Origin of the sequence: Nocardioides sp. (assembly GCF_964228225.1) — a bacterium.
In the GTDB taxonomy this organism is placed as follows: Bacteria; Actinomycetota; Actinomycetes; order Propionibacteriales; family Nocardioidaceae; genus Nocardioides.
Genome location: NZ_CAXQZB010000002.1, coordinates 1 through 12,778, shown reverse-complemented (window position 1 = coordinate 12,778; position 12,778 = coordinate 1). Strand labels below are relative to the sequence as shown.

Annotated in this window: 12 protein-coding genes; 4 read left to right on the top strand and 8 right to left on the bottom strand. The window is 72.1% G+C overall.

Annotation, left to right across the window (positions count from 1 at the left end; genetic code table 11):
- Positions 1 to 161: 161 nt before the first annotated feature.
- From pstB to ACERUJ_RS00405, 4 genes are all read right to left on the bottom strand, one after another.
- On the bottom strand, positions 162 to 941 hold the full coding sequence (gene pstB, locus ACERUJ_RS00420; RefSeq protein WP_370246459.1) for a phosphate ABC transporter ATP-binding protein PstB: 780 nt from the start codon (positions 939 to 941) through the stop codon (positions 162 to 164).
- Between the two features lie 20 nt (positions 942 to 961).
- Entirely contained in the window at positions 962 to 2,026 is a 1,065-nt protein-coding gene (pstA, locus tag ACERUJ_RS00415) for a phosphate ABC transporter permease PstA (protein WP_370246458.1), read from the bottom strand.
- Entirely contained in the window at positions 2,023 to 3,003 is a 981-nt protein-coding gene (gene pstC, locus ACERUJ_RS00410) for a phosphate ABC transporter permease subunit PstC (protein WP_370246457.1), read from the bottom strand. The genes pstA and pstC overlap by 4 nt, the downstream gene beginning before the upstream one ends.
- 154 nt (positions 3,004 to 3,157) lie before the next feature.
- Entirely contained in the window at positions 3,158 to 4,258 is a 1,101-nt protein-coding gene (locus ACERUJ_RS00405) for a phosphate ABC transporter substrate-binding protein PstS (RefSeq protein ID WP_370246456.1), read from the bottom strand.
- Between the two features lie 516 nt (positions 4,259 to 4,774).
- Between ACERUJ_RS00405 and ACERUJ_RS00400 the strand changes: the two genes are divergently transcribed.
- Together ACERUJ_RS00400 and ACERUJ_RS00395 are read left to right on the top strand one after the other, a co-directional pair.
- A complete protein-coding gene (locus tag ACERUJ_RS00400; protein WP_370246455.1) occupies positions 4,775 to 4,978 on the top strand; it encodes a cold-shock protein in 204 nt (67 codons plus the stop codon).
- Positions 4,979 to 5,372: 394 nt separating this feature from the next.
- Positions 5,373 to 5,528 carry a hypothetical protein gene (locus ACERUJ_RS00395; RefSeq protein WP_370246454.1) on the top strand — a complete coding sequence of 52 codons (156 nt, stop codon included), beginning with the start codon at positions 5,373 to 5,375 and terminating at the stop codon, positions 5,526 to 5,528.
- Between the two features lie 33 nt (positions 5,529 to 5,561).
- On the opposite strand, the gene ACERUJ_RS00390 is transcribed toward ACERUJ_RS00395, so the two are convergent.
- Positions 5,562 to 6,668 (bottom strand): hypothetical protein, encoded by a 1,107-nt coding sequence (locus tag ACERUJ_RS00390; RefSeq protein WP_370246453.1) that lies wholly within the window; start codon positions 6,666 to 6,668, stop codon positions 5,562 to 5,564.
- Between the two features lie 44 nt (positions 6,669 to 6,712).
- Between ACERUJ_RS00390 and ACERUJ_RS00385 the strand changes: the two genes are divergently transcribed.
- Positions 6,713 to 7,603 carry an NUDIX domain-containing protein gene (locus ACERUJ_RS00385; protein WP_370246452.1) on the top strand — a complete coding sequence of 297 codons (891 nt, stop codon included), beginning with the start codon at positions 6,713 to 6,715 and terminating at the stop codon, positions 7,601 to 7,603.
- A gap of 36 nt (positions 7,604 to 7,639) precedes the next feature.
- Here ACERUJ_RS00385 and ACERUJ_RS00380 read toward each other — a convergent pair whose 3' ends face one another.
- From ACERUJ_RS00380 to ACERUJ_RS00370, 3 genes are all read right to left on the bottom strand, one after another.
- Positions 7,640 to 8,641, bottom strand: coding sequence for an anion permease (locus ACERUJ_RS00380; protein WP_370246451.1), 1,002 nt, complete (start codon positions 8,639 to 8,641; stop codon positions 7,640 to 7,642).
- Between the two features lie 5 nt (positions 8,642 to 8,646).
- A complete protein-coding gene (locus tag ACERUJ_RS00375) occupies positions 8,647 to 9,264 on the bottom strand; it encodes a DUF47 domain-containing protein (RefSeq protein WP_370246450.1) in 618 nt (205 codons plus the stop codon).
- A 127-nt stretch (positions 9,265 to 9,391) separates the two neighbouring features.
- Positions 9,392 to 11,446, bottom strand: coding sequence for an RNA degradosome polyphosphate kinase (locus ACERUJ_RS00370; protein WP_370246486.1), 2,055 nt, complete (start codon positions 11,444 to 11,446; stop codon positions 9,392 to 9,394).
- Positions 11,447 to 11,658: 212 nt separating this feature from the next.
- Between ACERUJ_RS00370 and ACERUJ_RS00365 the strand changes: the two genes are divergently transcribed.
- Positions 11,659 to 12,693, top strand: a complete 1,035-nt coding sequence (locus ACERUJ_RS00365; RefSeq protein WP_370246449.1) for an alpha/beta hydrolase — start codon at positions 11,659 to 11,661, stop codon at positions 12,691 to 12,693.
- The last annotated feature ends 85 nt before the right edge of the window (positions 12,694 to 12,778 follow it).

The following is a 12,778-nucleotide window of genomic DNA, read 5'->3' as shown; positions in this document are numbered from 1 at the left end:
TCCCCCGAGCGCGGACGGGGTCGGGGCGTCGGGGGCGCCGGTGCGCCTCCCGCCGTCGAGTGTGTCCCGGATCACATCGGGTAACGATGGGCCCGTGCCCTGGGAATGCGACGGCCCCGATGTGCGCACGCACATCGGGGCCGTCGGTGTCGGGGTCGGACTCAGCCGAAGCGGCCGGAGATGTAGGCCTCGGTGGAGGGGTCGTCGGGGTTGGCGAACATCTTCTGGGTGGAGTTGAACTCCACCAGGTGACCGGGCTGGCCGGCCGCCTTGAGGTTGAAGAAGCCGGTGTCGTCGGAGACCCGCGCCGCCTGCTGCATGTTGTGGGTCACGATCACGATCGTGTACTGCGACTTCAGCTCGTGGATGAGGTCCTCGATCGCGGAGGTGGAGATCGGGTCGAGCGCCGAGCAGGGCTCGTCCATCAGCAGCACCTGCGGCTCCACCGCGATCGCGCGGGCGATGCACAGGCGCTGCTGCTGGCCGCCGGAGAGACCCATGCCGGGCTTGCCGAGGCGGTCCTTGACCTCGTTCCACAGGTTGGCGCCCTTGAGGGAGCGCTCGACGATCTCATCGGCCTCGGCCTTCTTGATCCGCTTGGCGTTGAGCCGGTTGCCCGCCAGCACGTTGTCGTAGATCGACATGGTGGGGAACGGGTTGGGCCGCTGGAAGACCATGCCGATCTGACGACGCACGGCCACCGGGTCGACCGCGGGGTCGTAGAGGGACTGACCGTCCACGACGACCTTGCCCTCGACGCGGGCGCCGGGGATCACCTCGTGCATGCGGTTCAGCGACCGCAGGAAGGTGGACTTGCCGCAGCCGGAGGGGCCGATGAAGGCGGTCACCGAACGCGCCTTGATCGTCATGTTCACACCCTCGACGGCGAGGAAGTCGCCGTAGTAGATGTTGAGGTCGGAGACGTCGATGCTCTTGGCCATGGTGGGGTCCTTGTTCTCGCTCAGCCCTTGGCAGGGGCGAAGATGCGGCCGATGATCCGGGCGATGAGGTTGAGCGCCATCACCAGCACGATGAGCACGAGCGCGCCGCCCCAGGCGTAGGCGCGGCTCTTGTCGGTGGCGAGGCTGTACTGGTTGAAGATGAACACCGGCAGGGTCTGCATGCGCTCGGAGAAGACGTTGGTGTTCACCGAGTCGGCGACGCCGGCCACGATCAGCAGCGGGGCGGTCTCGCCGATCACGCGCGAGATCGCCAGCACGACGCCGGTGACGATGCCGCCGAAGGACGTGGGCAGCACGACCTTGGTGATCGTGCGCCACTTCGGCACGCCGAGTGCGTAGGAGGCCTCTCGCAGGTCCTCGGGCACCAGGCGCAGCATCTCCTCGGTGGAGCGCACGACCGTGGGGATCATCAGCAGCGAGAGCGCCACCGAGCCGGCGAAGCCCGAGCGGTAGGCGGGGTCGACCAGCAGCACGAACAGCGCGAGCGCGAACAGGCCGGCCACGATCGAGGGGATGCCGGTCATGACGTCGACCAGGAAGGTCACGACCTTCGCGAGGCGGTTGCGCTTGCCGTACTCCACCACGTAGATCGCGGTGAAAACCCCGATCGGCACCGAGATGATCGCCGCGGTGATCGTGACCAGCAGCGTGCCGATCAGGGCGTGGTAGATGCCGCCCTGCGCGTCGCCGATGACGTTGCGCATCTCGTAGGTGAGGAACTCGACGTTGATGGTGTCGGCGCCGCGGCTCACCGCGGTGCCCAGCAGCCAGGCCAGCGGCACCATCGCGACGGCGAAGGAGCCCCACACCAGCGAGGTGACCAGGCGGTCGACGGCGCCGCGGCGCCCCTCGACGATCGCCGACCAGCTCGTGAGGGCCACCACGTAGCCCAGGGCGCCGAGCACGACGGCGCCGGCGAGGCTCGCGCCGAGCAGCCAGCACAGCGCGGCGAAGGACACCGCGATCAGGCCGACGACGCTGGGCGCCCAGCGCGGCAGGCGGGCCTTGACGAGGTCGGGGTGGGACTCGATCGGCGCGGGGCCGGACTTCTCGAGGGTCGTCATCGGGCGAGCTTCCGATCGTTGCGTCCGGCGATGTAGCGCGCCAGGAAGTTCACGGCGAAGGTGAAGGCGAACAGCACCAGACCGGTCGCGATCAGCAGCGACTGGGTCTGCGGGGTGCTCTCCTTGTAGTTGGAGGCGATGTTGGCCGCGATCGTGCGCGGGCTGGACTCCCCGATCAGGCTCAGGGTCACCACGAAGGTCGAGGGCAGCACCATGGCCACCGCCATGGTCTCGCCCAGCGCACGACCCAGGCCGAGCATGACCGCCGACACCACGCCCGAGCGGGAGTAGGGGAAGACGGCGTAGCGGATCATCTCCCAGCGCGTGGCCCCGAGGGCCAGTGCGGCCTCCTCGTGCAGGCGCGGGGTGCGGCTGAAGACCTCGCGGCAGATCGCGGCGATGATCGGCAGGATCATGACGGCCAGCACGATGCCCGCGGTGAGCATGGTGCGGCCGTTGACCGCGACCTTGTCGGCGGAGAAGAACGGCAGCCAGTTGAGGTGGTCGCCCAGCCAGATGATCACCGGCTTGAGCGCGCCGGCCAGGGCGCTGCCGCCCCACAGGCCGTAGACGACGCTGGGCACGGCGGCGAGCAGGTCCATCACGTACGCGATGGGGCCGGCCAGCCGCTTGGGGGCGTAGTGGCTGATGAACAGCGCGATGCCGATCGCCAGCGGCACGGCGATGATCAGGGCGACGACGGCGGCGAGCGCGGTGCCGAACACCAGCGGGCCGACGTAGCCCAGGAAGGTGGTCGCGCCACCGCCCTCGGCGTAGGCCTCGGGCTCGAGGCTGAAGGCGTCGAAGCCCTCGAGGAACAAGAAGACGCCGACGCCTGCCAGCGCCAGCATGATGGTGAACGCGGCCAGTCGGCTCAGGCCGAGGAAGATGGCGTCCCCGCCGCGGCCGGTGGCGCGCCAGGTCGTGGCGTCGTCATCGGGCTTCACGGCGTCGGGTGGCGGCGTCGTCGTGGCCAATGTGTGCTCCTGGGAGGCGACGGTTGTCGATCAGGGGTCGAGCTGGGGTCGAGCAGGGGTCGTGCGGGGTGGGACCGGGGGTCCGCCAGCAGCGACGGGGGGCGGTCCGGAGGTCCGGACCGCCCCCCACGCTAGTGGGCCGAAGCCGTGGTGGTCAGCCCGAGATGTTCGCGACGAGACCCTGGGCCTCCTCGGCGAGGGCGCTGTCGAGCGGCGCGGAGCCGGCCTCGCCCTGCGCGGCCTGCTGGCCCTCGGGGGAGAGGACGTAGTCGAGGTAGCCCTGGACCAGCTCGGCGGTCGCGGCGTCCTCGTAGGTCTCGCAGGCGATCAGGTAGGACACCAGGACGACCGGGTAGGAGCCGGACTCGGTGGTGTCGCGCTGCAGGTCCACGGCCATGTCGGTCTCCGGGGCGCCCTCGAGGCGGGGGGAGTTGGCCACGACCTGGGCGGCGCCCTCGGCCGACGGGGCGTTGAACTCCGCACCCACACCCACCGAGACGACGCCGAGGTCGCCGGCGGCGCTGGCGTCGGCGTAGCCGATGGTGCCGTCGCCCGCGGTGACGAGGTCGACCAGACCGGAGGTGCCCTCGCCGGCCGCGCCGGAGAGCTCCGCGGGCCACACGCCGTCGGGCTCGTAGGTCCAGGCGTCGGGGGCGGCGGCCTGCAGGTACTTGGTGAAGTTCTCGGTGGTGCCGGAGTCGTCGCCGCGGTGCACGACGGAGATCGCGGTGGCCGGGAGGTCGGCGTCGGGGTTGGTCGCGGCGATGGCCGGGTCGTCCCAGGTGGTGATGGTGCCGTTGAAGATGTTGGCGATCGTGTCGGGCGTCAGGTTCAGCGAGGTGATGTCGCCGAGGTTGAAGATCACCGCGATCGGGCTGACGTAGGCCGGCACCTGGATGACGTTGCCGTTGCTGCAGCGCTCCTGCGCGGCGCTCAGCTCGCCCTCGTCGTCGTCGAGGGCGGAGTCGGTGCCGGCGAAGTCGAAGGCGCCGCTGATGAAGTTCGCACGGCCGTCGCCGGAGCCGACCGGGTCGTAGTTGACCGTGACCTCGGAGTTGGCGGTCTGGAAGCCGGCGCGCCAGGCGTTCTGGGCCTTCTCCTGCGAGGAGGCGCCACCGCCGTTGAGGGTGCCGGAGAAGCCACCGTCGCCGCCGTTGCTGTCGGAGCCGGTGTCGTTGCCCGCGGAGCAGCCGGTGATGGCGAGGACGAGAGCGGCGAGGCCGGGCACCAGGGCGCGGCGCAGAGTGGTGTTCACGTGGGGTGTCTCCTATGACGTGCCAGAACTGACGCTCCGCAGTGTTGGGAGGCCAGGTGGACGGGGAGACGGTCATCGGTGAACGGAAGGTGAATGAAAGCAGCCCGTTCGGCGACAACATCGCGTGCGCGAGACGGCGATCACGTGAATTCGCCCGGGGAAGGCTTGACAAAGTTCGTCGCCGGGGAGTTCGGGCGCTCTGATCGGCGAGGTGCGGGCAGGCGGCAGGGTCCGACGGCCGAGGCGTCCCCGGGCGTTGCCGCCGGGGACGCCGAGTGTTCACCGGGCCCGGCGCGCCACCCCCCGCACAGGGGTTTTCCGGGGCGGTGCGGTTGGTAGTGTCGGAAGCGCTGAAGGTGCAAGTTCTGCTGGTCTGACGCCGGGGGAGTTCGTGAGCCATTGGCGTTCCTGGTTTGTGGTCGTAGCACGCAATCACGGGTCGGAGCGACGTGTCACCGCACCTTGAGCGGGTCGCCGCGGTGGCGACTCTCGCCCCGACGAAGGAGTAACGAGCAGATGGCTCAGGGCACCGTGAAGTGGTTCAACGCCGAGAAGGGCTTCGGCTTCATCGCCCAGGACGAGGGCGGCGACGACGTCTTCGTGCACTGGTCGGCGATCCAGGCCCAGGGCTACAAGAGCCTGGAGGAGAACCAGAAGGTCGAGTTCGACGTCACCCAGGGCCAGAAGGGCCCGCAGGCCGAGAACGTGCGCCCGCTCTGAGCCTGGTCTCAGCAGCATCGACGCATCCCGACGACCCCGTCACCGGACTCCCGGTGGCGGGGTCGTCCGCGTGTGAGGGCTCAGCGGCGCGGATGTGCGCGGGGCCACGCCGGTCGGATCGGCCCGCGGGGTGTCGGCGCCGCGCCGCCGGGTAGACCGGAGGGAGGAGCAGACGACCGACGACACGGGAGGCAGTCGCATGACCCGCACGGCCCGGACGCAGGAGCGCGCCCCACGGGGAGGCCCCGGAATGGCCCGATCTGACCATGACCTCGACGCAGCGCCTCGACGTAGGCTGGAGCCATCCGATGACGGGGGCCGATCGGGCGGCACCCGGGCCACGGGGACGACGCCCCTGCACGTCGACGAGCACAGCAGGGACCGGGAGGACCAGGTGTACGACCAGTTCGACGTGACCCTCGAGGACGTCGACCTCCTCGGCGAGGTCGAGCTCACCACGAACCTCATCATCGCCGCCAGCGAGACCGACGAGCGGCTGAGCACGGCCGAGATCGACCGGATCCTCGGCGTCACGCCAGCGCAGGGCTGAGCCGGGTCGGCCGGGTCGGCAGGTCCGACCGGGTCAGCAGGTCGCGAACAGCACGGGGCCCCGGGTGAGGTCGGAGAGCAGGTAGGCGCCCGGCTGCGGCGTCAGGTCGAACACGACCACCGCGCCGGTGGCCACCGCCCGGTCGAGGGTGAAGCGCTCCGGGAACGTGCCGCCCTGACCGGGCGCCGGACCGGAGGCGAGCGTGGCCCGCACGTCGGCGTTGGCGCGGGCCTGGTCGGCGGACTCCAGCGCCATCGCGACGCGGGCGGCGCCGTCGGCGTCGAGACCGAGCCCGAAGCCCTGGAGCGGGTTGACCCGCCCGGCGGCGGCGAGCAGGGGCGCCGCCTCGGCCTGGGACGTGGCGTCGGCCTGGCCCATCGCCAGGTCGCGGCACACCTGGTCGCCCGCGAACAGCGCGGCCGTGATCGGAGCGCCCAGCGCGCGCACGACGTCCTCGCGCACGGGGGAGGCGTCGTCGGCCCGTGCGGCGGCCACCGCCCGGTCCAGCGCCTCGGTGGTGTCGCTGGCGATCACCAGTCGGCGCTCAGCGTCGATCTGCACCGTGCCGAGCACGGGGGTGACCCGGGCCAGGATCGGGATGTCGTCCGGCGAGCTGAACCGCCCGTCGCCGTCGTCGGAGTAGCCGGCGCGCCGCAGGGCGTCGCCGATGCGGTCGACGTCCTCGCTGGGGCCCAGCCGCATCGTGAGGGAGGTGAAGCCCTCGGCGCGTGAGAACACCTCCCAGTCCAGGGTGCCGGGGGAGAACCCCAGCTCGCGCTGCATCGTCTCGGCCGAGCTCAGCAGCGCCGAGGTGGCGGTGAGGTCGCGCTCGAAGCCGGCGTCGAGCATCGCCTGGACGGCGCTGCCGGGCGAGCCGGCGTCGAGGTCGGCGTCGAGGGCGGCCCGCACCCCCGACCAGTCGGTCCAGGTGACCCGCTCCGCCGCCGGGGTCAGGCGCAGCGCCGCCTGCAGCCGGGTGTCGTCCTCGCCCGCCAGCAGCCGCCAGCCGACGACGCCGCCGGCCACCAGCACCGCCAGCGCGAGGCCGGCGACGAGGAGCAGGGAGCGGCGCGACCGCGCGGTCGGGGAGGGTGTCGAGGAAGGGGTCGACGGCCGGGGCGGTCGGCGGGTCAGCCGCACGGGTCGGGCTCCTCTCGGGCGACGGATGGTGTGAGACTAACGGCGTGACCCCCTCCCCCGGTCCCGGCGTCCCCGACATCCTCGCCGCCGGCGTGGTCGTGCACCGGCCCGGCCGCGAGGTGCTGCTCGTCCACCGCCCCAAGTACGACGACTGGTCCTTCCCCAAGGGCAAGCTCGACCGCGGCGAGCACCCCGCCGGCGCGGCCGTGCGCGAGGTCGCCGAGGAGACCGGCCTGCACGTGCGGCTCACCCAGCCGCTGCCCGACCAGCGCTACCCGCTCGCCGCCGCGGCGGGCCGGGCCACCCACAAGACCGTGCAGTACTGGACCGGCCGCGTCGTCGGCTCCGACGACGTCGCCGGCTACCGCCCCAACGACGAGATCGACCAGGTGCGGTGGGTGCCCCTGGCCGAGGCGCCGCAGTGGCTGACCTACGACCACGACCGGGAGACGCTGGCGGCCGCGCAGCAGCTGCGGCAGCGCACCTCGGCGCTGATCGTGCTGCGGCACGCGCGGGCCCGCAGCCGCTCGACCTGGCGCGGCGAGGACCGCGAGCGGCCGCTGCTCGCCGCCGGTCACCGGCAGGCCCATGCCCTGGTGCCGGTGCTCGCGGCCTACGGCGTCACCGAGGTCTACACCTCCCCGGCCACGCGCTGCCGGCAGACCGTGGCGCCGCTGGCGCACGCGCTGCGCGCCCCCGTCCTCACGCGCCGTCCGCTCGCCGAGGAGCGGGCCGACGCCGCAGGGGTGCAGCGGATCGTGGAGGAGGTGCTCGCGCGCCCGGCGTCCTCGCTGCTGTGCTCGCACCGGCCCGTCCTGCCCTGGGTGTTCGACGCCCTCGGGTTGGAGCCGCTGGCCCTCGAGCCCGGCGAGATGCTGGTCCTGCACCGGCGTCAGCGCCGGCTGCTGAGCTTCGAGCGCCACCTCGTGGCGTGAGGACCCGGGCCGGTCCCAGCCCCGATCAGGGCTGTCTCAGACCGGCAGGAGGAGCACCAGCAGTCCGTAGCAGCCGGCGGCGACGGCGGCCGCCGCGGGCAGCGTGACCAGCCAGACGCCGAGGATCGAGCGCACAGCACCCCAGCGCACCGCCGAGAGGCGGCGGGTGGCCCCCGCTCCTGCCACGGCGCTGGTGATCGCATGGGTGGAGGACACCGGTGCGTCGAAGAGCACCCCGGCGTAGAGCGCCGCCGACCCGATGGACTCGGCGGTGAACCCGCGGGGCGGGTCGAGGTCGGTGATCCGCTCCCCGAGGGTGCGGATGATGCGCCAGCCGCCCGCCCACGTGCCGGCCGCCATGGCGGTGGCCGCGCCGAGGATCACCCACCACGGCACGGCGTCGTCGGCGTCGGCGTAGCCGGCGGTGACCAGCGCCAGCACGACCACCGCCATCGACTTCTGCGCGTCCTGCAGGCCGTGGCCCAGCGCCATCGCCGCCGCCGACACCGTCTGGGCCGCGGTGAACCCGCGGTGCATCCGGCCCACCGGCTGGCGCCGGAAGGACCACTGCACGGCGGTCATCATCAGCACCGCGAGCACGAACCCGCCGACCGGCACCAGCACCAGCGGGACCAGGACCACCAGGCCGAGGTGGCTCCAGGCGACGTCGGCGTCCCCGACGACCGCGGCCCCCACCAGACCGCCCACCAGGGCGTAGGTGGAGGACGACGGGCAGCCCCACCACCACGTGATCACGTTCCACGCCAGCGCCCCCACCAGTGCCGCGACCAGGATGGCCAGGCCGTGGTCGGCGCGGGCCGGGGTGATCGTCTCCTGCACGGTGCGCCCCACCTCGGTGCCGAGGAAGGCGCCGGCGAAGTTCATCACCGTGGCGAGCACCAGAGCGATGCGCGGGGTCAGCGCGCGGGTGGCGATCGAGGTCGCGACGGCGTTGGAGGCGTCGTGGAAGCCGTTGCTGGCGGCGAAGCAGGTCGCGAGCAGGGTGACGGCCAGCACCAGCCCCAACGTGAGGGACACCGGGGTCAGCTCTCCTTGACCGCGATCTGCTCGATGGTCAGCGCGACCGTCTCGAACCCCTTGATGGCGGCCTCCAGTGCGTCGACGACGTCGCGCAGGCGCAGCACCTCCAGCGCCCGGTACTCCCCGGAGTGCAGCGCTGCCAGGATGCGGCGGTGGGTGCGCGCCCCGGTGTTCTCGAGGCGGTTGATCTCGATCCAGTACTCCTCCAGCGACGCCAGGGACGGCAGCCGCGGCATCGCGGCCGCCGTGAGCTCGGCGCAGCGCTGCAGCACCGCCACCTGCTGGGACAGGTCGGCGGGCAGCGAGGGCGGGTCGTGGAGCAGCAGCAGGTCGACGACCTCGTCCATCCGGTCCATGACGTCGTCGAGGGCGGCGGCCAGGCGGTGCACGTCCTCGCGGTCGAAGGGGGTCACGAACGCGGTGCGCACCCGGCGCACGATGGCGTGGGTGGTCTCGTCGGCCTCGTGCTCGGCCGCGCGCATCCGCTGCGCGACGTCCTCGCGGTCGGCGGACTCCCCGAGCATCTCCGCGAGCAGACCGGCCCCCACGACCAGGTGGTGCGCCGACTCGGCGAACAGGTCGTAGAAGGCGCTGTCGACCGGGCGGAAGCGCAGCCGCACGTCAGTACTCCTCCGGATGGCGGCGGCGGACGGAACCGGACCGACGGTGAACAGGACGGGAACGCGCGTCAGCGTAGAGGGTCAAGGTGAACAGGCGCGCGCCAGCACCGCCGCACGGCGGCGGTCCTCAGCCGTGGCGTCGGCGGCGCTGCTGCTCGATGAACAGCTCCTGCAGGTGCTGCGGTCCGACGTGACGGGTCCAGTCGCCCTCGCGGTCGAGCACCCAGGCGTCGGTGGCGTCGTCGAAGGCGGTGTCGAGCATGCGCCGGACCTCGGCCCGCGACTCCTCCTGCGGCAGCCGCACCAGCACCTCCACGCGCCGGTCGAGGTTGCGGTGCATCATGTCGGCCGAGCCGATCCAGGTCACCGGGTCGCCGCCGTTCTCGAAGTCGAAGACCCGGCTGTGCTCGAGGAACCGACCCAGCACCGAGCGCACCCGGATGCGCTCGGAGAGCCCCGGCACCCCGGGCCGCAGCGCGCAGATGCCGCGCACCAGCAGGTCGACGTCCACGCCCTCCTGGGAGGCGAGGTAGAGGGCGTCGATGATGGCCTCGTCGACCACCGAGTTGGCCTTGAGCCGGATCCGGGCCGGGCGGCCGGCGCGGGCGTGCGCGATCTCGCCGTGGATCTGGTCGATGAGCCCGCTGCGGACGCTGTCGGGGGCCACGAGCAGGTGCTCGTACTCGGCGTTGCGCGACCAGCCGGAGAGGTGGTTGAACAGCTGGGCGACGTCGTCGCCGATGCCGTCGTGGCAGGTGAGCAGCCCGAGGTCCTCGTACAGGCGTGCGGTCTTGGAGTTGTAGTTGCCGGTGCCGAGGTGGGTGTAGCGGCGGATGCCCTCGGGCTCGTCGCGCACGACCATGGCGAGCTTGCAGTGGGTCTTGAGCCCGACGATCCCGTAGACGACGTGGCAGCCGGCCTGCTCGAGCTTGCGGGCCCAGCGGATGTTGGCCTGCTCGTCGAAGCGGGCCTTGATCTCGACGATCACCAGGACCTGCTTGCCGGCCTCCGCGGCGTCGATGAGGGCGTCGATGATCGGGCTGTTGCCGGAGGTGCGGTAGAGCGTCTGCTTGATCGCCAGCACGTGCGGGTCGGCGGCGGCCTGCTCGATGAAGCGCTGCACCGAGGTGGCGAAGGAGTCGTAGGGGTGGTGCAGCAGGATGTCGCGGCGCCGCACGGCCTTGAAGACGTCCACGGGCGCGGCGGACTCGACGTCGGCGAGGCGGCTGTGGGTGGCCGGCACGAACGCCGGGTACTTCAGCTCCTCGCGGTTGAGGTCGGCGATGCCGTGCAGCCCGCGCAGGTCGAGCGGACCGGGGAGCCGGAAGACCTCCTCGGGGCTGACGCCGAGCTCGGAGACCAGCAGGTCGAGCACGCCGGAGGAGATCGACTCCTCGACCTCCAGCCGCACCGGCGGGCCGAAGCGTCGGCGCAGCAGCTCCTTCTCCAGCGCGGCGAGGAGGTTCTCGGCGTCGTCCTCCTCGACCTCGAGGTCCTCGTTGCGGGTGACGCGGAAGGTGTGCGCCTCCAGCACCTCCATGCCGGGGAACAGGCGGCGCAGGTGGGCGCCGATGACGTCCTCCAGCGGCACGAACCGGGCGTTGCCGAGCGGCACGAAGCGGTCGAAGCTGGGCGGGACCTTCACCCGCGCGAAGTGCTCCTTGCCCGAGCGCGGGTCGCGCAGCACGACCGCGAGGTTGAGCGAGAGCCCGGAGATGTAGGGGAAGGGGTGGGCGGGGTCCACGGCGAGCGGGGTCAGCACCGGAAAGACGCGGTCCTTGAACAGCTTCTTGCACACCCGCTGCTCGTCCTTGTCCAGGTCGTCCCAGCGCACCAGCTCGATGCCCTCGGCCTGCAGGGCCGGCACCATGACGTCGCGCAGCAGGTGGGCCTGGCGCAGGCTCAGCTCGCGGGTGGTGCGCCAGATCGACTCCAGCACCTCGCGCGGCATCAGCCCCGACGCCGCCCGCACCGCCACACCCGCCACGATCCGGCGCTTGAGGCCCGCGACTCGCACCATGAAGAACTCGTCGAGGTTGCTGGTGAAGATCGCCAGGAAGCGCGCCCGCTCCAGCAGCGGCAGCGACTCGTCCTCGGCCAGCTCCAGCACCCGCTGGTTGAACCGCAGCCACGACAGCTCGCGGTCCAGGAACCGGTCGCCGAAGGACTCCACCCCGGCCATCAGCTCGTGGTCGGGCTCGTAGGGCAGCTCGATCTCGTAGGTGTCGTCGGGCGCGCCGTCGGTGCCCGTCGGGAATCGACTCGGGTCCGGCACCATCTCCAGCGTCATTCCGCCATCCTCCCACCGCCGGGTGAACGTCCGGTGACGTCCGCGGAGCCGGCCCGGCCGGACGGCCCGGGGCTGCGTCGCTGCGACGGAGTAGGTTCGGGGCCGTGAACCTCCAGCACCGCATCGAGGCCGGCGTCCTCAAGGGCGCGATGGGCCTTCCCGAGCGCGTCCAGCAGCTCCTGGCGGGCAAGCCCGTCGTGATCGACGGGCAGACCCTGGCCCCCGAGACGCAGCTGATGTTGAAGCTGCAGAAGCTGGCCACGAAGCCGGTCGAGTCCCTGCCGATCCCGGAGGGTCGGGTGCAGCTGGACCAGCAGTCGGTGATGGCCGGGGGCGAGCAGCCGATCGGGGCGGTGCGCGACCTCGACGCCGCCGGCATCCCCGTGCGGCTGTACACGCCGCGGGTGCTGGTGGGGGCGCAGGCGCCCACGCCGCTGCTGGTCTTCCTCCACGGCGGCGGGTTCATCTACGGCGGCCTGGAGTCGCACGACGCCCCGTGCCGGGTGCTGGCCGAGCAGGCCGGCGTGCAGGTGCTCGCCGTCGACTACCGCCTGGCGCCGGAGCACCCGTTCCCCGCGGCCTACGACGACTGCGTGGCGGCGTACCGGTGGGCCCAGGAGCACGCGGCCGAGCTCAACGCCGACCCGCAGCGCTACGCCGTCGGCGGCGACTCCGCCGGTGGTCACCTCGCGATCGGCGTGGCGGTGGAGGCCGCGCGCGCGGGCCTGCCGCTGGCCTTCCAGCTGCTGGTCTACCCGACCACCACCACCGCCCACGACACCCGCAGCGCCGAGCTGTTCTCGCAGGGCTTCTTCCTCACGGCCGGGTTCATGGAGCTCGCGACCGAGAACTACCTGCCGGTGGTGGCCGAGCGCAGCGACCCGCGTGCGGCCCCGGCGCTGGTGGACCTGCCCGACGGGCTGGCCCCGGCCTACCTGTGCACGGCGGGGTTCGACCCGCTGCGCGACGAGGGGGAGGCCTTCGCGCGCACGCTGTCGGAGGCCGGCGTCGAGGTCGAGCTGCACCGCTTCCCCGACCAGATCCACGGGTTCTTCAACCTCACCGGCGTCGGACGCCGTTCGCCGGCCGCCATCGCACAGATCGCCCAGGCGCTGGGCCGGGGGCTCGGCACCCGCTGAACCGAGGGGGGCAGTTTGCTCGGTAGATCGGAAGAGCGTCGTGTAGGGAAAGAGTGTTAATGGTCGTGTAGATCTCGGTGGTCGC

Excerpts from the sequence above, each read along its gene's own strand:
- pstB (WP_370246459.1), bottom strand. The coding sequence starts at position 941 with ATGGCCAAGAGCATCGACGTCTCCGACCTCAACATCTACTACGGCGAC.
- pstA (WP_370246458.1), bottom strand. The coding sequence starts at position 2,026 with ATGACGACCCTCGAGAAGTCCGGCCCCGCGCCGATCGAGTCCCACCCC.
- ACERUJ_RS00400 (WP_370246455.1), top strand. The coding sequence starts at position 4,775 with ATGGCTCAGGGCACCGTGAAGTGGTTCAACGCCGAGAAGGGCTTCGGC.
- ACERUJ_RS00370 (WP_370246486.1), bottom strand. The coding sequence starts at position 11,446 with ATGGCCGGGGTGGAGTCCTTCGGCGACCGGTTCCTGGACCGCGAGCTG.